Origin of the sequence: Filimonas lacunae, from assembly GCF_002355595.1 — a bacterium.
Taxonomy (GTDB): Bacteria; Bacteroidota; Bacteroidia; order Chitinophagales; family Chitinophagaceae; genus Filimonas; species Filimonas lacunae.
On the sequence record NZ_AP017422.1, the window covers coordinates 3,940,614 to 3,961,032 of the forward strand.

Consider the following 20,419-nt stretch of genomic DNA (forward strand, 5'->3'; position numbering starts at 1 on the left):
CGAATAAATTTTAACAATAATCCCCGGATTGAGCATAAAAAAGCCGTTAGAATACTATTTCTAACGGCTTTGTATGGTAATGTTACCGAAGCTTATTTATGTATTTCACTGGTAAAATGGAAAGTAATCTCCGGATTGTTCTGAATTTCAGTGTTTAAGAACCATTCACTCTGCGCCAGATAAACGGGATTACCGTCTTTGTCTTCTGCCGAGTTGGCCTGCTTAAAGCGTAAAAATTCTTCCAGCTTTTTGGTATCATTACTGGTTAACCAACACGCTTTGTAAAAAGGTAATGGTCTAAACTCACACGCAGCGCCATATTCCTGCAACAAACGGTACTGAATTACCTCAAATTGTAGTTCACCCACACAACCAATAATCTTTTTGTTACCACCAAACTGCGTAAACAGCTGCGCAACACCTTCATCCGTAAGCTGACTAATACCCTTTTCTAACTGTTTGGTTTTCATTGGGTCTTTATTCACCAGCTCTTTAAATATTTCAGGTGAGAAAGATGGAATACCTGTAAAGTAATAGTCTTCTCCTTCCGTTAAAGTATCCCCTATTTTAAAGTTTCCGGTGTCAAACAAACCTACCACATCCCCTGGATAAGCATCTTCAATTACATCTTTGCTACGCGCCAGAAATGAATAAGGGTTGCTGAAACGGATATCTTTATCCAACCTTACATGGTGGTAATACTTGTTGCGCTCAAACCTGCCGGTACACACCCGTAAAAACGCAATACGGTCGCGGTGTTTAGGATCGAGGTTGGCGTGAATTTTAAAAATAAACCCACTGAACTTTTCCTCCCCTACATCCACCGTACGCTTGGTGGTTTCGCGACTGCGGGGCACTGGGGCAATCTGGATAAACGTGTCGAGCATTTCTTTCACACCAAAGTTATTGATGGCGCTACCAAAAAACACCGGGGCAATTTTACCATCCAGGTAATCCTGCACTTTTAAATCGCCGTACACGCCTTCTACCAACTCCACATCTTCCCTTAGCTGGGCAGCATCTTTATCGCCTATCTTTTCATCCAGTATAGACGTACTCAAATCTTCTATCACCACTTTGTCCTCGTCGTCTTCCGCCTTGGTGTTAGCAGTAAACAACTGCAGGGTTTTATCGTACAGGTTATACACCCCTTTAAAATCCTTACCGCTGTTAATAGGCCAGGTCATCGGGTGTAAAGAGATATGTAGTTCGTTTTCAATTTCTTCCAGCAAATCAAAACGGTTTTTACCGTCACGGTCCATTTTATTGATAAACACAATCACCGGAGTATCACGCATGCGACACACTTCCATCAGGCGGCGGGTCTGGTCTTCCACACCATTTACACTATCCACTACCAGTACCACACTGTCCACAGCGGTAAGGGTACGGTAAGTATCCTCCGCAAAGTCTTTGTGACCCGGGGTATCCAGCAGGTTTATCAACGTATCGTTATACTCAAAGGTCATTACCGAAGTCGCTACCGAGATACCTCTTTGTCTTTCAATTTCCATGAAGTCACTGGTAGCGTGTTTCTTTATTTTATTGCTTTTAACGGCACCGGCGGTTTGAATAGCACCACCAAATAACAGGAATTTTTCTGTTAATGTTGTCTTACCTGCATCCGGGTGAGATATAATAGCAAACGTTTTGCGACGGTTAATTTCCTTTTCGTATTTCATAATGAAGGCCGCAAAGGTAACATTTTACTGCATCCACCACAACTTGGTACCCTTAGTATCTCCCCCAATGGCCTTACCCGCATCGGTATAGTTTACCCGGTTAATGTTAGCCTCAGATACCGGATAGGTAAGCCGGGTGGGTAAAAAAGGAGCAGTAGCATCCAGTGAGCCCGCTACGGGTGCTACAAACAAATCCTCCCCGCCTGGCATTGAAAAATCCAGCCGGTTTCTTTCAAACCAGGCCTGCAGCCCTTGCATGTATAAAGCCAGCCATTTTTGCACACCAATCACATTACGCCAGTCGTTAGCAACATAAGGCATTCTTGCCAGGTAGCTGGTGGCACTGTCATCAGACAACCCCCAAAATGCAAAACTGTAGCGGATCCCCTTTTCGTAATGCTCTGCCGCCGTGCCACTCACCGCATAGTTGCGGGCAGCCGCTTCCGCCAGTGCAAACTCCACCTCAGCACTGGTCATAATAATGCCCGGCAAAGTAGGGTCGTAAGCACGTGCGCCCGGAAATGATAGCTTGCTCAAATTATACTGGTTATCAGAAGCATTAATGCCATAAGGCTTGCCCACATAAGCCTTATCATCTGAAGAAGGTCGCACATAAACAGGCAAACGCGGGTCGTTTACCGATTGCATATATTTTACCAGTGTTTCACTGGCCACAAACTCGTTAGAGATTCCTGTGCCGGACTGTTCGTTAAAAGGAAACTGGTCGCCAACAGATGCCAGGTAAGGAAACAAAGCATCATCATCCGTTCCATTCAGCACCCCGGCAGTAGCCGCTGCTTCAATAATAGTTTTTGCCTTGGCGGCATTTACTTCCGTACCACCCAGCATGCGCAGCCCTATACGCAGTTTCAGGCTGTTGGCCAGCTTTTTCCACTGAGCCACATCGCTATTATAAATCAACTCCCCACTTCTAAAGCCCCCTGCTGCCGTATCCAGCAATGCCACCTGTGCATCCAGTTTTTTCACCAGGCTATCATAAATGGTAGCCGCATCATCATACACCGGTGTAAAATCATCCAGCCCCGCCAGCGCCTGGCTATAAGGTACGTTGCCATAACAATCAGCCAGCACCTGGTAAATCCATACACTTAATATATTGGCAATAGCCACCTGGTTGGGCGAACCAGATTCGGGATTCTCCGCATTGATGCGTAATATTTCATTCAGGTTACCTAAAGCGCTTTGATATAAACTCCATATGGTGCTGTTAGAGGTCTCGTCCAGTTGATATCGGCTATCGGTTTCTTTTTGTCCCTGCGACCAGTATTGCGCATACAACATCCCTATCTTCCCATTCACCGCATTGCCATAGATAATGTCCAGCGACTTTTTCTCCGCCCCGGTAATTAACGATTCCAGTGTGGCAGTAGTAGGTTTGGTAGGATCATTATTAATATCCAGCCCCTTTTTACAGGCCATTATTCCCATTGCAGCAATAACAGCTATCCATTGTATTTTCAGAAGTGATTTCATTTCAATAGTTTTTCAGGTTAAAATCCAATGCTCAGGTTAATGCCATAACTACGCACCGAAGGCAAGGCCCCACCTTCCAGCCCCTGTATGTTTAAATCGGAGTTAAGAATATTGGAAGGATCTACGTTGGGCGCATTGGCATGTATCAGCCACAGGTTGCGGCCATACAAACTCAGGCGTGCATTGGCAGCTTTTATTTTCGATACCCATTTCTCAGGCAGACTATACCCTAAACGCACTTCGCGCAGGTACACAAAACCCGCATCATACAGGTTGGCTTTATTAATAGATCGGCCGTAATTGGTTTTGAAGTGATTGGCAGCATTGATCTTTACCGTATTCGCATTACCATCCGGCCCCACACCTGGTACTATGATACCTGTTTCGCGGATATTATTCTCCACCGTTTCCTGTAAGGTACCGGAGTATAAACCATACAGGTTGGTATAAGAGAAGAAGTTACCACCTTTCTGAAAATCGATCAACGCACTTAGCGAAATGTTTTTATAACTGAAAGTGTTGCTGATGCCTCCTATAAAGTCTGGCTGTGTAGTACCGATAATTTGTCCCGGAGCCGATTTAATATAATGGCCTGATGAATCCACCATCTTATTACCCCTGCTATCATAAGTATAATCCGTACCGGTAATAGCAAACAACGGCTGCCCTTCAATAGCGGTTACCGAAACAGAACCTAAGCGCCTTTCCGTAGCCAGCGTATACGTGGTAACATCGGGGTTATTAGGCACATCCAGCTTCAACAGCTTGCTGCGGTTGAAAGAGAAGTTGAAAGCAATATCCCAGGCAAAACTGTTTTTCAGTTCAATAGGCCGGCCCGTTAATTCCAGTTCAAAACCACGTGTTCTTGATTTACCAATGTTGGCATAAAAGCTATTATATCCGCTGGCAGCAGAAACCGTTAGAGGCACAATCAGGTTACGGGTGGTGCGCGTATATACAGTCGCATCTACACCTACCCTGTTATTTAAAAACTTCAGCTCCAGACCTGCTTCCACCTCCGTACTTTTCTCCGGCAGCAGGTTGCTGTTGCCCAGGTTGGCATCTTTAGAAATGATAGGATTCGTTCCAAACAATCCGGGCTGCGCATACGCATTACCCGTGCGGTAAGGGTCAGTATCGCTGCCTATTTCAGCCACACTCACCCTGGCTTTACCAAACGAAAGCCAGTTCCATTTCAACCAGTCAGAGAACATGGCCGACAGTGAAGCTGAAGGATAGAAATAAGAGTTATGGCCTTTTGCCAGTGTGCTGGACCAATCGTTACGCCCGGTAATATTCAGGAACAGGCTGTTATTATAGCCAAACGTAACATCCCCGAATAACGAGTTAATACGTTTGTTCAAACGATACTCTGTAAAAGCTACCCGGCTGGTAGTATTCGTAAACGTGTATAATCCAGGAACAATCAGGCCCGTTACCACACCACTATTAATATCATCCTCACGCGTCATGATATTGCCACCTACTGTAGCATTGATATCCAGCTTTTTGGTAAGATCCTTTTTCACCGTTGCCAGGAACAGGTAGTTCATTTCACGGAACGTTCTGTCCGTACGTGTATAACCACCCGCCTGGTAATCTTTAGGCGAACGCTCTTCAATTAACGTAGTAAACTGATCCATAAACACTTTGCCCGACAGGTTTAACCAACTGGTAGGTTTTATTTCCAATCCCGCCAGACCAAACAAACGATCCCTGCTATCACTCTCATAACCGTTGTAAGCAGTCCAGTACGGACTGGTAGCCGAAGTTGGTGTTGGATCGGAGAACGATTTACGGTTCCAGCTCACCTGCGAGCCATCCGGAAACGCGTAATATTTCAACATATCATTTTCCAGCTGACGCTGGCCAAACATGGTGAATAACTGCGTAGGATTGGTTCCGGCAAAACCGGTTCCCGACCTGCCCTTGGCGCGGTTGTTAGAATAGTTGGCGCTGGCCACAGCGGTAATGGCATCATTTAATTTATAAGTACCATTAAAGCCGATATTGTTGCGGTTTAAATCGGAGTTAGGCAATATGAATTGCTGCGTTAAGTTGCTGTACGACAAACGGAAAGTACCTTTATCTGAACCACCGCTTACACTAATGCTATTAGTGAGAGTGTGGCCTGTACGGTAGAAATCTTTTACGTTATCAGGCTGTGGCAACCATTGCGTGGTTTTACCAAAGTAGGGGTTATTCTTATCCTTATCAAAGGAGTAGTAAGGACGCACCACCTGCCCTTTTAATTCAGGCCCCCATGATTCATCAATAGAATACTGCGGCATCAGATCGTACCCGCCTTTAATAGGATCATTATAAGTAGCTGAGGTACCGCTCAAAAACTGATCAGGGTGCTGGCTATACCAAAGGGTATCAAAGCCAGAGGCCACAAAAGAAGGATCATCCGATGCTCCACCTGCACCATACCTGTTCTGGTATTTAGTGCGCATATACACCTTATCCATCTGTGCGTTAAGGCTATAAGTGATACCCAGCTTTTTACTGGACGAACCACGTTTGGTGGTAATCAATACAACCCCATTGGAACCACGGCTACCATATAAAGCAGATGCCGCAGCACCTTTCAGCACAGATATCTGCTCAATATCATCGGGGTTAATATCCTGTATGGGGCTACCGTAATCATAGCCTCCACCACCCGCCGCCTGGCTTACATTTGCAGCCGGGTTATTATTCCCCATAAATATACCATCTACCACAAACAAGGCATTGTTATCGCCGGTAATAGACTTGTTACCACGGATAGTAACTTTAGATGACCCACTCATAGAACCGGTGTTGCCGTTGATTTGCACACCGGCCAGCTTGCCCTGTAAAGCAGTAACAAAATTGGGTTCCTTAGCCACCTGCACGGCATCGCCTTTTATCTCCTGTATAGAATACCCCACTGCCTTTCCTTTTTTGGAAATGCCCATGGCAGTTACTTTCACTTCCTGCAATTGCTGTCCGCTTTTGCTGCTCAGCTGCACGGTTAACGGGGCCGTACTGCTCAGTAACACCACATCTTTATTAGAATAACCCACCGCCGAAAACACGACGGAAGTGCCTGCTTTAAAAGGAATAGAAAAACTACCGTTTTCCTTACCGCTATAGGTTTTACCACTTTCAAATGTGATGGTAGCGAACGAGATGGCTTTGCCATTGATGTCCTGCACCGTACCGGTAACATATACCGTATCTGTAGCACTGGCCGAATCAGGCTTTGCAGCCGCCACAGGATCATTTTTCTTTAATGGCAACGTATCTTTCGGGGGCGCTTTAGCAGCACTGTCCACCGGCGGCACCGTAGTAGCGGGCTTTGCCGTGCTATCGGCTGCCGGCGCTGCCATTGGCGTTATTTTAAATGTATTTTTTTCAGCAAACTGTACCTGAAAGCTGGTGGCTTCCGGCACTTTAAATGCACCCAGTTGTGCATCCTGATACAGTACCCACACAGAGTCATCAGCATTTACCTGCAGGGTAAACCGCCCGTCTTCAGCGGTTACAGCTTTACCTTTCAGTGCTTTAGACTGTAATACATATTCTTTCTGCGGAGAACCATCTAATGCCAGCAGTTTGCCGATGATGGTTTTAGACGTTTGCTGGGCTTTGGCGGTAGCAGTTAATAACAAACATGCCAAAACAAGAGAGGCTAAGTGTAAAGTTTTTCCAGGCATACGGTAGGTTAGAATGGAACAATGAATAAAAAATCGTCGCTCCATTCTTCCAAAAACATTGCCAAAAAAACTAATACAACCTCATTTAATCCAGCCGTTTGCTTATTTCGTCGTCAATTCGCTTGAATAAATGTTCTGGCTTATAGGTGCGCCAGTTAAGAATTTCCATCAATTCTATGTAGTAATTCAGCTTGCGTTTTTTGAAATCATACTGCGCAGCTTCCGATAAATTTAATAGTACCATCCAGCCATTTTCATCGGTAACTTCCTCAAACCACTCCTGGTAATAATCCTTATCGCCGCTGTGAAAATTCAACACATTCTCGCCTATCAGAATATACTTGGTAATACCCTGCTCAAAAAGTTTATCAATCACATCCCGTTTTAGCGTCATGATATCATTTTCAATGGCATCATTCCACTCCCCCAGTAATTCAATGATAGCAAAATGCAGATCATAATCCACATATAAAATCTTCAGGTATAATGTGCGGCTGCCAAATTCATCCCACTGAGGATGAATATAATAGTTGTATACTGTTTGCGAAAATTCAAACTCACTATACGTACGCCCAAAGAAAGGCGAACGGCTGTCTTCTTCCGCAGTATACAGGTGTCTCCAGTTAAAAAATGGTTCTATATCATGCATCCATGCAAAGTTAGGGGGGAAATTGTTAACTGTATTTCAATAGAAAGCATAAAAAAAGCCTCTTACGCATTGGGTAAGAGGCCTGGAGTAATATATTTATATCCTACAACGAAGCATTGCTATCGGCAGATAAATTGTTTTTAATCTCAACTACAAAATCAATATCTACCTCCATTAGGCGGGCTATTTTGGGTATATCAAAATCAGTTTCCCGAAGCAAAATCTCAATCCCTTTAATTTTCCCCCGCGTTTCTGCAATAGAAGTTTCATACTGCAATATTTCTTCGTAAATACCCATTCTTTCACGTTTTATGGTAAGGCTCTCCACCTCTTTCTCAAATTTATGAAAATCCGCGGAATCCCCAAAATCAGCATATCGTTTAATAAATTGAAGCAACCTGCCTATTTTATCTTTAGAAAACTTTTTTTCAAGCAACCTACGCACAAGCGAAATAGCCGAATCAAACAACTGCTCACGTCTCCCTCCTTTCTGTTGTAAAAGAGTCAATACAGTAAGAATCACAATGGCAAACGGATTCTCGCTTTGCTCAAGCAAAGTAACATCCTGCGCTTTCACCTTATAGGTATTGAACCGGAAAATCAGGCTGGTACCAAAGCAATCATACTCATATCTATCGGGTTGATACTTATCATCGTTGTCTGTAAAGATGGCCAGAGAAGTGATCTCGTGGTGAAACTTGTCACATATGCGGTAAAAATAAGTGAACATTCGTGCCGGAAAGCTGGTATCAATATATCCCTGCACTTCTATGTGTACCAACAACCATTTTTCAGTACCATCCTTATACCAGGTTTTTACTAGTTTGTCAACAAAGCGTGGATGACGTATGTGACTATCAGGAGTTATTTCATGCAGTTCTTTATCCAAAAACTCAAAGCCCCTTTCCATATCAAATACACTGTCTGCATTAGCAAAGAAAAATCGCAGAAAGTCAACAAACAAATCTTCTATAATCCCTTTCCAAAGTATATCTCTTTTTTGTAAAGTCGGTTCGGTAGCAGCAAGCAATTGGTTTATTTTCATATAAGCTCAAAATAAAAAAGCAGGCTGATATAAATCTGTTCATTTTGTTCAGACTTTAAATTGCCTGTTTAACAATCACATTATAAAAACAAAAAGCGGCGCCGGATGGCGCCGCTCTGTTTTCTAAGGCCGTACTAATGAAACAAATCCTGTCAGTTAACTTGTCCTGTTCTGTATAATGTTTTGATCAATAGCTTCTTCATTTCTACGCTGCTCTTCCAGCTTGCGCATTTTTCGTCTGTACGAGATATTCATGATAATTACAAACAGTACTGGCACCACAAAGATAGCCAGTGTTGTTGCCGCAATCATACCGCCAAACACCGTCCAACCAATGGTGTTACGAGCCTGTGATGCAGCACCCGTAGCCACTGCCAGCGGTAACACACCCAGGATAAACGCCAGGGAGGTCATGATAATCGGACGTAAACGCAATTGTACCGCTTGTAAGGTAGCGTGTGTAATATCCACCCCGCGGTCTACCCTTTCTTTGGCAAACTCCACAATCAGGATGGCGTTCTTAGCCGCCAGACCAATCAGGGTAATCATACCAATCTGCGCATAAATGTTGTTGTTCAGTCTTGGTATCAGCACCAGCGTTAAGATAGAGCCGAATAAACCGATAGGTACGGCAAAGATTACCGCAAACGGAACCGACCAGCTCTCATACAGTGCTGCCAGGAACAGGAACACGAATATGATAGACACCGCAAACAACATCAGCGTACTGTTACCCGCTGCTATCTCCTCACGGGTCATACCCGAAAATTCGTAGCTGTAACCAGCAGGCAAAGTTTGTGCTGCCACTTCTTTCAACGCTTCAATAGCCTGACCAGAGCTGAAGCCTGGCTTAGGCGAACCGTTTATCTCAATAGATCTGTACACGTTGTAGTGCGATACCAACGCCGGAGATTCAACCAGCTTAATGCTTACCAATGCACTCAGCGGCGTCATGTTGCCCTGGCTGTTACGTACATATATCTGGTTCAACGCAGAAAGCGAAGAACGGTAAGCACTGTCGGCCATCGCCATTACGCGGAAGTTACGGCCATACAGGTTAAAATCGTTGATATAAGTACTACCCATCATAGTACCCATCGTGCTGTATACATCACTGATAGCAATACCCAGCTTCTTCGCTTTCTCCCTGTCTACATCTATACGGTAGGTGGGAGTTTTGGTGTTGAAGAAGGTATATGCCATTCCTATTTCAGGTCTTTGATACAGGGCACCCAGGAATTTCTTGGCAATGCCTTCAAATACCTGGATACTATCACTGCTGGTAGTTTGCTGCAATTCAATAGTGAAACCCGATGTTTGTCCCAAACCAGGAATCGCCGGTGGCGCAATAGCCAGAATCCGGGCTTCCTTGATATCACCGGTACGCTTGTACACCTCTGTTAATACACCTTGTAACTGCTCTTCCTTGCTTTTCCTGTCATCCCACTTTTTCAAACTCACGAACATGGTGCCCACGTTACTCTTGTTAGAGAAACTGATAATGTTCAAACCAGCCAGCGCACCTACCACGTTTACCGCAGGAATGCTCTTCACACGGTTCATGATATCCTTAGCCATGGCAATGTTGCGGGTAGTAGAAGTACCTTCCGGCATTTCATAGGTCACATAAAAACGACCTTCATCTTCTGTAGGGATAAAGCCGGTTGGTTTCGATTTCAGCAATAAGCCTAAACCCACAAACAACACAATCATCATTATCACTACATACTTGGCACCCTTAATCCATTTGGCTACACCTCTGGTATAAGAGTGACTCACTTTATCAAACCATACGTTAAAGCGGTCAAAGAATTTATCCAGGAAGTTTTTCTTATCGTTGGCTGTTTTGGAAGGTTTCAGCATCAGGCTACATAAAGCCGGAGTAAGTGATAACGCCACAAAAGCCGAGATAATTACAGACACCGCAATGGTAATAGCAAACTGCTGATACAGGCGGCCTACAATACCTGGCGCAAAGCTTACCGGCACAAACACCGCAGCAAGAATCAACGCAATGGCAATTACCGGACCTGAGATATCTTTCATCGCCTTTTCAGTAGCTTCTTTTGGCGACAGCTTTTCATGATCAATATAATGCTGTACCGCTTCCACCACCACAATGGCGTCATCCACCACAATACCAATAGCCAGCACAAACGCAAACAACGTAAGCGTGTTAATGGTAAAGCCAAAAGGTATAAACAGGATAAACGTACCAATCAACGAAACCGGGATAGCCAGCACAGGAATCAGTGTAGCGCGCCAGCTCTGTAAGAACAGGAACACCACAATAATTACCAGAATCAACGCTTCCACAAAAGTGTGCAATACTTCTTCAATAGAAGTAGATACCACGGTGGCAGTTTCTAAAGGAATAGCATAATCCATGTCTTTAGGAAAACGCGCCTTCATTTCATCCAAAGCCTTCAACACTCCTTTATAGGTATCCAGCGCATTAGCACCGGGAGCCTGGTAAATCAGCAAAAACGCTGCTGGCTTACTGTTTACAAAGGCGTTAATGCTGTAATCAAATTTTCCCAGTTCTACACGGGCTACATCTTTTAAACGCACCAGGCTTCCGTCAGCAGGGTTTGTACGCACAATGATCTCTTCAAAGTCCTGCTGTGTTTTTAAACGGCTGTTGGTTAAAATGTTGTATTCAAAACTTTGTGTACCAGGCTGAGGGTTACCACCCACCGAACCAGCAGCCACCTGCAGGTTCTGCTCATTCAGGGCCGCTGTTACATCACTGCTCGTCATTCCAAGGGCAGCCAGTTTAGCAGGGTTTAACCATACACGCATACCAAAGTCATCTGCCCTGGTTACAATATCACCCACCCCCTTTACACGCAATAAGGCATCTTTCAGGTAAATGTTAGTATAGTTACCCAGGAAAGTGGCATCGTGTGTACCGTTAGGCGAGTAAAACGCAATCGCCATCATAATAGATGGGTTACGCTTTTTGGTAGTCAACCCCAAACGTTTTACCGCATCCGGCAAAGTTGGTTCAGCCACACTCACCCTGTTCTGTACGTCCAGGGTAGCAATGTTAATGTCCGTACCAATTTCAAAGTTTACGGTAATGCTGCTCTGACCCGAAGCAGTACTGTTACTGCTCATGTAAGTCATGCCCGGTGTACCGTTCACCTGCGTTTCAATAGCCGTAGAAGTCGTTTGTTCTACCGTTTCGGCATCCGCACCCGTATAGTTACCGGTAATAGATACCGTAGGTGGTGTAATATCTGGATATTGCGCAACCGGTAAAGTAGTAATTGCAATCAAACCCACCAGTACAATTACGATGGATATTACAATTGCCGTTACCGGGCGCTTTATAAAAGTATCTGCTATCATGTTCGTTTACTTTGTCGTGAAACCTAAATCATCTCTTCAACCTTCTTATTTCTTGCCTGCTGGTGCGCCAGGTTGTGTAGGCGGCTCCAGGGTAATAACAGAACCTTCATGCAGGTTTTGTGTACCCTGAACTACAATCTTCTCCCCTGCCTTCACACCATCTTTTACAAGCACTTGTGTTCCAAGCTGGCGACCCAGTTTTACTTTACGCTGACTTACTTTGCTGCTATCACCTACTACATATACAAAAAACTCACCCAGCTGCTCGGTAACCGCTTTAAACGGCACAATAGGAGAAGCTCCACCCGTATTACCTTTCACACGCACGTTTGTGGTCATACCCGCTTTCAGCGCACCTTTATCATTATCAAACACCAGACGCACTTTAATAGTAGAAGTTTGTGGATCTACAGCACGGTCAATCACGCTGATTCTGCCCACACCAGGATATACGTCATCACCAAAAGCAATGGTGAAGGTTGAATCCTTCGCGCTGGCCTTTTGCTGTAATTGAGTAAAACGATAGATATTGCTTTGGTCGATAGTAAAGTCAACTGCCATAGGGTTATCAGAAGAGATAGTGTTCATTACAGTTTGACCCGCAACTACAGAGGTACCCATTTTCACCTGCGAAATACCAATGGTACCGCTGAAAGGGGCTACTATGCCAGCAAAACGAACGTTTGCCTTTACGCTTTCAGCAGTTGCTTTAGCTGCCGCCAGTTGCTTTTTAGCAGTTTCCAGCGCCGCATCCGCATAATCTACCTGTTGTTTGGCAATTGCATCCTGCTTGTCCAGCTCGTGATAACGATCCGCATCTTTTTGTGCTTTTACCAAAGCAGCTTCCTGAACGGCAACATTTGCCAAAGATTGCTGATAGTTTGCGTTATACACCTGCTGGTCTATGCTATATAATTGTTGTCCTTGCTTTACTTTATCGCCATCTTTAAAATAGATGCCTGTAACATAACCGGTAACCTGTGCTCTTAATTCCGTTTGATTTAAGGCAGTAACAGTACCTGGAAACTCATCATAATAAGGTACATCCGAAGTTGCTACGTCTGCTACAGTAACCCAAACCGGAGCATTGGGGTTTGGCATTTGCTGCTGTTGTTGTTTATTACCACAGGAGGCCATTGTTAACAAGCAAGCCACACCTGCATAATTTCTGATCGTTCTGAACAACATTGTATATTGATTTTGCATTAGTCTTATGAATTTAAAAGTGTGCTTCTTAATAAGTAATCTGTCCTAAAGATTTTTGAACATCTACCTTGCTTGCCAGCACCGTATACAAAGCATTATAGTAATTAATACGTGCAGTACGTAAGTCAGATTCAGAAGTAATAACTTCTAAGTAGGTTTTAATACCATTCTTATACTGCAGCTGAATAACATCATACACCTCCTGCGCCAGTTCCATATTTTCTTTTAAAGCAATGTAGTTGGCTAAGTAGCTTTTATAGTTAGCCTGCGCCTGGCTGTATTCGCTGTTAACTGAACTTTGCAGGTTTTTGATATCCCAGTCAGTTCTCTTGAGCGACCATTCAGCTGAACGGATCTTTGAAGTTCTTTTACCACCCTGGAAAATAGGTACACCAATAGTCAGGTTGATATAAGAGTTGGGATAGTTATTATTATACAACTTGCTTAACTTATCATTCAGATAGTTCAGGTTGTAGGCAGAGCTCAGAGAAGCAGTTGGTATAAAACTTGTTTTTTCATACCGCACATTCGCTTCCATTAATTTGCGTTGCGTTAACAACTGTTGGTATTCTATACGGTTGTTGAAGTTAGGAGCCTGTAAAGTATCCATATCCACTTCCTTCTCCATTTGAAGGCTGTCGTATACGATATTTAAATCGTTACCGGAAGGATACCCCATCACGTACTTCAAATATTCTTTCTTCGATTTCAGTACCGCAATATTGGTAGATAAAGCCGCTTTGGCATTGTTCAGCGAAATAGTAGCACGCTTGTAATCCGTTTTATCAGTTACACCCGCTTTATATTGCGCTTCTGCATTTTTCAGGCTGCTTTCCAGCCTTACAATATCCTGCTGGCTCACCTTAATTTGCTCAATAGTCGCCAACACATCATAAAACGCCTTGCTAACACTTACGGTTACATCAATCTTGTTTTTAACGGTGTTTTGTTTCGACTGTGTTCTTACCTCTCCTTTTGTTTTGGCAGCCAGCAACACATCCCTGTTAAACAAGGTTTGTGAAGCCACAAACTGACCTGCCGAGGTGTTGTAAGCACCAATGGCCACCGGTTGAGGGTTGCCTGGAAACAAACTTCTTGTTAACTGGAAGTTGTTCTGGTAAGAGTAGTTGAAATTCAACTGAGGATACCAGTCGGCCAGTTTGGTTTTGATGGTTTCGTTGGTGATGTTTTCATCAATGATCGCCTGCTGCACCAGTGGTTGATGCACAATGGCGTACTGAATAACGCTTTGCAGGGTAGCCTCCTGTAACAGAGAATCTCCCGTCCGCTGCTGGGCTAACATGGGCATACTAATGCCACCTGTTATCAGCCAGCTCAATGTAAAAATGAGTCGTTTCATACTTCTATGTCTATAAATAAATCCTGTTTACTAAAATGTCGTCGTCCTTACACACAAATCATTCATTCTCAGGGTTAGCGTGTACTCCTGCAGTTGGTTGGGTTATACTAAAAATTGTTGCAAAGATATAAGGATTGCCTAAATCAAATTAAACGTTTGATTAATTTTTTTGTCCCCTCACCGAAAAAACGTGGTTTCTCCCGCTATTTTCTCTTTTTTATAGCACCAAGGGTACCATAAAAAGAAATAGGTTGCCGGTTATTACTGGTTACCTGCAAAGAGGTATATCCATTTTCCGACACGGTAAATGATAATTGTCTTACATCTCCCCCGTCAGAGGGAGTGATCAGAATATTCCATCCCCCCTTTTTGCGTTCGGTAAGGGTGTACTTAAATTGTGTAGAGGTAAAATCAAGCGGCCCTTTGGTAGGGTCCAGCGGAGCCTGAAAGGCACGACCATAATAAGGTAAGTATACCACCACCGTGTCATTTTTCACTTTTACTTCATAACCACCGGTCAGTTGTATTACCCTGCCACTCATGGGTGTGGCGCTCTGTGCCTGAAAAAGGTAAGTGCGGGAATGGATGTTTGCAGCTAATTCCGTTTGTGAAGCCGTTTTTTTACTCGTCTTCCCACTATCCTGGGCAATAATGCGCGCACCAGGCAATGCCATTAACAGGCACCCGATCATAAAGGGTAACAGACGTGTTTTCATCGCATTCATTTTCAAAACGGTACACTAATATAACACTATTTAGCCGTAAGAAGTTCAGTAATGTAGTAAAGCAGCGCCTACAACGGTAATAAATACAACACATCCCCACAGGCATACAATAAAAATGGCTCTTACCGGGTGGTAAAAGCCATGCTAAAAGTTTTTTATAAAGTTTACCCTTGAAGGGTGTTTTTGATTTCAATTACAAAATCTATCGAAACGTCTGCCAACTCTGCAATGGTTTGAATCGAAAAATCTGTTCCAGACAGTAAATTCTTAACAACCTTCTTTTTGCTGTTCAGTTCTCCACGTGCCTCAGCGATTCCCGTCTCGTATTGCAATATTTCCTCGTAGATACCCATATGCTCAAGTTTTTGATTAAAAACTTCAATCTCCTCTTCAAATTTATGAATTAGTTCCGAATCTCCAAAATTGGCATGTCGCTTAATAAACTGTACCAGTTTATCAATTTTTTCCTTTGAATAACTCTTCTGAAACAACTTGCGTACCAGCACAACATACAATTCAAACAATCTCCCCTGTGAATATTCCTTTTGCTGTAATGATGTCAACACCGCCAAAATCACCGTAGCAAAAGGGTTATTACACTGCTCCAGTAGCTCTATATCCTGCCCTTTCACCTTATAAGTATTGAACCGAAACACAAAACTGGTTCCATGACATTCGTATACATACCTATCGGGATGATAATGTTCATCATTATCTGTATAAATAGCTAAAGTGGTTACTTCCCGCTGAAACTTATCACATATCCGGTAAAAATAAGTGTACATGCGCGCAGCAAATAAGGTATCAGGATATCCTTGTATCTCTACATGTATCAACAACCACTTTTCTGTTCCATCTTTGTACCAGGCCTTTACCAGCTTATCTACATACCTGGGATGTGTAACAGATTCACCCGGACTTATCTCATGCAATTCCTTTTCCAGAAATTCAAAACCACGGTCTATATCAAAATGCTCATCCGCATCTATAAAAAAGAAACGCAAAAAATCAGCAAACAAATCCTCCATTATTCCTTTCCATAATATATCCCTTCTTTGCTGGGTGGGTTCTGTAGCAGGCAGCAATTGGTTAACACTCATATGCTCTAAAATAAAACAGCCAACTGGCTTATAGCTGTTCATTTTGTTCAGCATACATTGGCAATAAACAGCCTGCGGCCATTTTAATAACCAGTCAATCCATAAAAACAATACATAACCATGTATTTGCCAATAGAAAAGCAACGTCGCTTCCCGGCAATAACTACTTTTACACCATAAATACTGATGCATTGAAAAGCATATTGGTTATTGACGACGAAGAAAAACTCAGAGGATTACTCTCCCGGATATTACGCAGCGAAGGATTTGAGGTTACAGAAGCTGGCGACGGCAAATCAGGATTAAAGAAACTGGCGCTCGAAAACATTGATGTGGTATTGTGCGATGTTAAACTGCCCGACGCCAACGGCGTGCAACTGGTGCAGCAAATAAAAACCACTTACCCACAGGTAGAAATTATACTCCTCACCGCCTATGGTAACATTGCCGACGGCGTGCAGGCTATTAAAAACGGGGCGTTCGATTATATTACCAAAGGCGATGATAACGATAAAATAGTCCCCCTCCTCCACCGTGCCCTCGAAAAAGCCCAGTTGCAAAAGCGGGTGCAGGAACTGGAAAAACGGGTAGGCGAAAAATACTCCTTCAAAACCATCAGCAGCAAGTCTAAAGCCATACAGGATGCCATTGAGCTGGCCCAGAAAGTAGCCCCGGTAGACACATCAGTATTGCTCACCGGCGAAACCGGCACGGGTAAAGAGGTATTTGCCCAGGCCATACACCAGGCCAGCAGCCGCTGCGGTAAAAGCTTTGTAGCCCTCAACTGTAGCACTTTTAGCAAAGAAATGATGGAAAGCGAATTGTTCGGCCACAAACAAGGTTCGTTCACCGGCGCCACTAAAGACCAGAAAGGATTAATTGAAGAAGCCAACGGCGGTACCCTGTTCCTGGATGAAATAGGCGAAATGCCCTTAGAATTACAGGCCAAACTGTTGCGCGTGCTGGAAACCAGCGAATTTATTAAAGTGGGCGACACCAAGGCCAGTAAAAGCAATTTCCGCCTTATTGCCGCCACCAACCGCGATTTAAAAAAAGAAAGCGAAGAACACCGCTTCCGCAGCGATTTGTATTTTCGGCTGAACATATTTGAAATATACCTGCCCGCCCTGCGCGAAAGGGTAAAAGACATACGTGTGCTGGCAGAATTATTCATCCAGCAATTCGCCGACAAAACCAACAAACAGCCGCCACACATGAGTGAAGCGTTTTTAGAGCGATTACAAGCTTACCACTGGCCCGGCAATATCCGCGAACTCAAAAACATTATTGAGCGCGCCGTTATATTAAGCAGTGGCAGCGAATTGACTACCGACCAGCTGCCAGCCGATGTAAACGCAGCCCCGTCTAAACAACAGTCCCTCTCCGCTTTCGACCTGGCCAGCGTAGAAAAGCTGCACATACAACGCGTGCTCAACCACACCCGTAATAATAAAGCCGAAGCTGCCCGCCTGCTCAACATTGGCACCGCCACTTTATACCGAAAAATTGATGAATACGGTCTGTAAACAAAACGTTCTACATTGGGCAAAAGAGAGGTTTTACAGGTAAACATCCCTCCTCCAACCACGCACCAAACCCAGTAGCCGTTTCTCAAATCACCCTATCATATTGATAAAACCTTCTCAAAATGAGAAGGTTTTTTATTTCCCTGAAAATCTGGCACAAAATCAAAAAATAACCCAAACCATTACCAGCAAACACTTCCAACTAGCAACTCCCCACTAAAAACCGGCACGGGCACATCTTTCGCTTCTACTGTGGTATATAATCACACAGTATGAATCAATATGAAGTACCAGCCTTAATAGCTGAAAGAATACCAGAGCTGAGAGACGAGATTATTGAACAACCTCAACCCTGCAACGTAAACAACGCTGTACACATTCTGGCCAACTACACACAAAAAATGTGTAACGCCCACGACCTGTTATCTATTCAGAAATGTATGAAGCTGGCCGATCGCATTTACACCCGTGGTAATGCAGCCGTACAAAACGCGGTGGTCAACGTGTTTGTGTACTCCTTCTCCGCCTTCCGTTTAACCTGCAACAAAGTAGAATGGCGCTTATTACAGGCTAAAATGCCCATAAACCTCTATTCCGCTTACGTGCAGCAGGTATTGAAATCAGGCATTTAATCAATAGAAATTCTCACATATAAATTACTATATATGCTCACTATCACACTCGTTGCCGCCTGTCTGTTTTGCTTCTACATTTTTTACAAGTGCATCGGCTTTTTCGAAAACATATAAATATCCGTTACACAACAAAAACATACCAATATGATGAATGTCATTTTTATACTGTCTCTCCTGGTTTTTGTGTACCTGGTATATGTACTGCTGAAACCGGAAAAATTTTAACCCCCGTAAATCTATTATCTGATGAATACAGAAATAACAGGCGTTGTAGTGTCGTTCCTCCTCACCGTACTGATAGCCTTTCCGTTAGGAAAATACATAGCCAAAGTATTTAAGGGAGAAAAAACAATTACCGACTTCCTGAAACCTTTTGAAAGGTTTATCTATAAAATATGCGGTATCGATCCCGCAAAAGAAATGAATTGGAAGCAGCATATGGCTGCTTTGCTCTGTATTAACCTGGTTTGGCTGTTGTATGCTTTTTTTGTGTTACTGTACCAAAACAAGCTTCCTTTAAATCCCGATGGCAACCCCGGCATGACACCTGACTTGTCGTTTAACACTGCCATCAGCTTTTTGGTCAACTGTAACCTGCAGCACTACTCCGGCGAAACCGGGTTAACCTACTTAACCCAGTTAATAGTGGTTACATTTTTACAGTTTGTGTCAGCAGCCACCGGCGTAGCCGCTGTAGCCGTACTGTTTAGGGCCTTTGCCGAAAAAACCACTACCAAACTGGGCAACTTTTTCGTGTTCTTCACCCAGTCTATCACCCGCATACTGCTGCCTTTAGCAATTATTATGGCCGTAATACTGGCCTTCAACGGCACCCCTACCAGCTTTGACGGTAAAGACAGTATTGTAACCCTGCAAGGCGATAGCGTACAGGTATCACGCGGCCCCGCAGCCGGTATGATAGCCATTAAACACCTGGGCACCAACGGTGGTGGCTGGTTTGGCGCCAACAGTGCTCACCCGCTGGAAAACCCCAACTACATTACCAACATGGTAGAAATTATCGCACAGGTGATACTGCCTATGGCCCTGGTGTTTGCCTTCGGTTTCTTTATCATGCGCCGCAGGCTGGGTTATGTCATATTCGGTGTAATGACACTGGGTATGCTCACCTTCATGATACCTAACATGGTATCAGAGTTAAACGGCAACCCTGCTTTTCATAAACTGGGCTTAGCCGATGCCACCGCAATGGAAGGCAAAGAAGTTCGCTTTGGCGTAGCTGCCTCTGCCTACTGGCAAATTATGACCACTGTTATTTCCACCGGTTCTGTCAACTCCATGCACGACAGCTCCATGCCATTATCAGGTGCTATGCAAATGCTGGGTATGATGACCAACTGTTTCTATGGAGGTAAAGGCGTAGGCTTACTCAACTACTTTATCTTCCTCATCATTGCCGTGTTTATCTCCGGCTTAATGGTAGGCCGCACACCCGAATTCATGGGCCGTAAAGTAGAAGCGCGTGAAATGAAAATAGCCGCTATCATCGCCTTATTACACCCCTTATTAGTATTAGCAGGTACAGCCCTGTCGGCCTTCTTCGCGGTGCATCACCCCGAAATCAACTGGGCCGTTAAACCATCTGCCTGGCTAAACAACCCTGGCAGCCACGGCTTCTCCGAAATGTTGTATGAATACACTTCGGCTTCTGCCAACAACGGTTCGGGCTTTGAAGGCTTAGGTGATAACAACATCTTCTGGAACGTAACCACAGGCTTTGTAATGATACTGGGCAGGTTTATACCCATCATTGGCCCTATAGCCATAGCAGGTTTACTGGCACAGAAAAAGTACACGCCGCAAACCGCCGGTACTTTACAAACCGATACCGCCACCTTTGGCATTATGACCTATGCTGTTATTATGATACTGGCGGCACTGGCCTTCTTCCCCGCATTAACACTGGGACCCATTGCCGAACATTTCCACCTGTTTTAAT

Annotated in this window: 14 protein-coding genes; 4 read left to right on the forward strand and 10 right to left on the reverse strand. The window is 44.1% G+C overall.

The genetic code is table 11. From position 1 onward, the window contains the following. Nucleotides 1-92 precede the first annotated feature (92 nt). The 10 genes from FLA_RS15540 to FLA_RS15585 all read right to left on the reverse strand — a co-directional run bounded on the left by FLA_RS15540 (nt 93) and on the right by FLA_RS15585 (nt 16,298). Nucleotides 93-1,682, reverse strand: a complete 1,590-nt coding sequence (locus FLA_RS15540) for a peptide chain release factor 3 (RefSeq protein ID WP_076377746.1) — start codon at nt 1,680-1,682, stop codon at nt 93-95. 24 nt (nt 1,683-1,706) lie between these two features. Further along, nucleotides 1,707-3,176: a SusD/RagB family nutrient-binding outer membrane lipoprotein gene (locus FLA_RS15545; protein ID WP_076377744.1), complete on the reverse strand. Its 1,470-nt coding sequence runs from the start codon at nt 3,174-3,176 to the stop codon at nt 1,707-1,709. A gap of 17 nt (nt 3,177-3,193) precedes the next feature. Then, complete coding sequence (locus tag FLA_RS15550) at nt 3,194-6,823, reverse strand: SusC/RagA family TonB-linked outer membrane protein (protein ID WP_159445076.1); 3,630 nt, start codon at nt 6,821-6,823, stop codon at nt 3,194-3,196. Nucleotides 6,824-6,944: 121 nt separating this feature from the next. After that, on the reverse strand, nt 6,945-7,508 hold the full coding sequence (locus tag FLA_RS15555) for a hypothetical protein (RefSeq protein ID WP_076377740.1): 564 nt from the start codon (nt 7,506-7,508) through the stop codon (nt 6,945-6,947). Between the two features lie 103 nt (nt 7,509-7,611). Next, nucleotides 7,612-8,553, reverse strand: a complete 942-nt coding sequence (locus FLA_RS15560; RefSeq protein WP_076377738.1) for an RpnC/YadD family protein — start codon at nt 8,551-8,553, stop codon at nt 7,612-7,614. A 156-nt stretch (nt 8,554-8,709) separates the two neighbouring features. Next, nucleotides 8,710-11,907 (reverse strand): efflux RND transporter permease subunit, encoded by a 3,198-nt coding sequence (locus FLA_RS15565; RefSeq protein WP_076377736.1) that lies wholly within the window; start codon nt 11,905-11,907, stop codon nt 8,710-8,712. A 45-nt stretch (nt 11,908-11,952) separates the two neighbouring features. Further along, nucleotides 11,953-13,095, reverse strand: coding sequence for an efflux RND transporter periplasmic adaptor subunit (locus FLA_RS15570; RefSeq protein WP_076377734.1), 1,143 nt, complete (start codon nt 13,093-13,095; stop codon nt 11,953-11,955). A gap of 46 nt (nt 13,096-13,141) precedes the next feature. After that, nucleotides 13,142-14,473, reverse strand: a complete 1,332-nt coding sequence (locus FLA_RS15575; protein WP_076377732.1) for a TolC family protein — start codon at nt 14,471-14,473, stop codon at nt 13,142-13,144. 203 nt (nt 14,474-14,676) lie between these two features. Next, nucleotides 14,677-15,189 (reverse strand): DUF4251 domain-containing protein, encoded by a 513-nt coding sequence (locus FLA_RS15580; protein WP_159445075.1) that lies wholly within the window; start codon nt 15,187-15,189, stop codon nt 14,677-14,679. 173 nt (nt 15,190-15,362) lie between these two features. After that, nucleotides 15,363-16,298, reverse strand: a complete 936-nt coding sequence (locus tag FLA_RS15585) for an RpnC/YadD family protein (protein ID WP_076378444.1) — start codon at nt 16,296-16,298, stop codon at nt 15,363-15,365. Nucleotides 16,299-16,489: 191 nt separating this feature from the next. On the opposite strand from FLA_RS15585, the gene FLA_RS15590 reads away from it, so the two are divergent. The 4 genes from FLA_RS15590 to kdpA all read left to right on the forward strand — a co-directional run bounded on the left by FLA_RS15590 (nt 16,490) and on the right by kdpA (nt 20,418). Next, nucleotides 16,490-17,824, forward strand: coding sequence for a sigma-54-dependent transcriptional regulator (locus FLA_RS15590; protein WP_076377728.1), 1,335 nt, complete (start codon nt 16,490-16,492; stop codon nt 17,822-17,824). Between the two features lie 272 nt (nt 17,825-18,096). After that, on the forward strand, nt 18,097-18,456 hold the full coding sequence (locus FLA_RS15595) for a DUF7674 family protein (RefSeq protein WP_076377726.1): 360 nt from the start codon (nt 18,097-18,099) through the stop codon (nt 18,454-18,456). A gap of 150 nt (nt 18,457-18,606) precedes the next feature. Further along, nucleotides 18,607-18,684: a K(+)-transporting ATPase subunit F gene (gene kdpF, locus FLA_RS32070; RefSeq protein WP_394337498.1), complete on the forward strand. Its 78-nt coding sequence runs from the start codon at nt 18,607-18,609 to the stop codon at nt 18,682-18,684. Between the two features lie 21 nt (nt 18,685-18,705). Further along, on the forward strand, nt 18,706-20,418 hold the full coding sequence (kdpA, locus tag FLA_RS15605; protein ID WP_076377722.1) for a potassium-transporting ATPase subunit KdpA: 1,713 nt from the start codon (nt 18,706-18,708) through the stop codon (nt 20,416-20,418). The last annotated feature ends 1 nt before the right edge of the window (nt 20,419 follow it).

What these genes read in the sequence shown, in the direction of transcription:
- FLA_RS15540 (WP_076377746.1), bottom strand. Translation starts at nt 1,682, where the DNA reads ATGAAATACGAAAAGGAAATTAACCGTCGCAAAACGTTTGCTATTATA.
- FLA_RS15545 (WP_076377744.1), bottom strand. Translation starts at nt 3,176, where the DNA reads ATGAAATCACTTCTGAAAATACAATGGATAGCTGTTATTGCTGCAATG.
- FLA_RS15555 (WP_076377740.1), bottom strand. Translation starts at nt 7,508, where the DNA reads ATGCATGATATAGAACCATTTTTTAACTGGAGACACCTGTATACTGCG.
- FLA_RS15560 (WP_076377738.1), bottom strand. Translation starts at nt 8,553, where the DNA reads ATGAAAATAAACCAATTGCTTGCTGCTACCGAACCGACTTTACAAAAA.
- FLA_RS15565 (WP_076377736.1), bottom strand. Translation starts at nt 11,907, where the DNA reads ATGATAGCAGATACTTTTATAAAGCGCCCGGTAACGGCAATTGTAATA.
- FLA_RS15570 (WP_076377734.1), bottom strand. Translation starts at nt 13,095, where the DNA reads ATGTTGTTCAGAACGATCAGAAATTATGCAGGTGTGGCTTGCTTGTTA.
- FLA_RS15575 (WP_076377732.1), bottom strand. Translation starts at nt 14,473, where the DNA reads ATGAAACGACTCATTTTTACATTGAGCTGGCTGATAACAGGTGGCATT.
- FLA_RS15580 (WP_159445075.1), bottom strand. Translation starts at nt 15,189, where the DNA reads ATGAAAACACGTCTGTTACCCTTTATGATCGGGTGCCTGTTAATGGCA.
- FLA_RS15585 (WP_076378444.1), bottom strand. Translation starts at nt 16,298, where the DNA reads ATGAGTGTTAACCAATTGCTGCCTGCTACAGAACCCACCCAGCAAAGA.
- FLA_RS15595 (WP_076377726.1), top strand. Translation starts at nt 18,097, where the DNA reads ATGAATCAATATGAAGTACCAGCCTTAATAGCTGAAAGAATACCAGAG.
- kdpF (WP_394337498.1), top strand. Translation starts at nt 18,607, where the DNA reads ATGAATGTCATTTTTATACTGTCTCTCCTGGTTTTTGTGTACCTGGTA.
- kdpA (WP_076377722.1), top strand. Translation starts at nt 18,706, where the DNA reads ATGAATACAGAAATAACAGGCGTTGTAGTGTCGTTCCTCCTCACCGTA.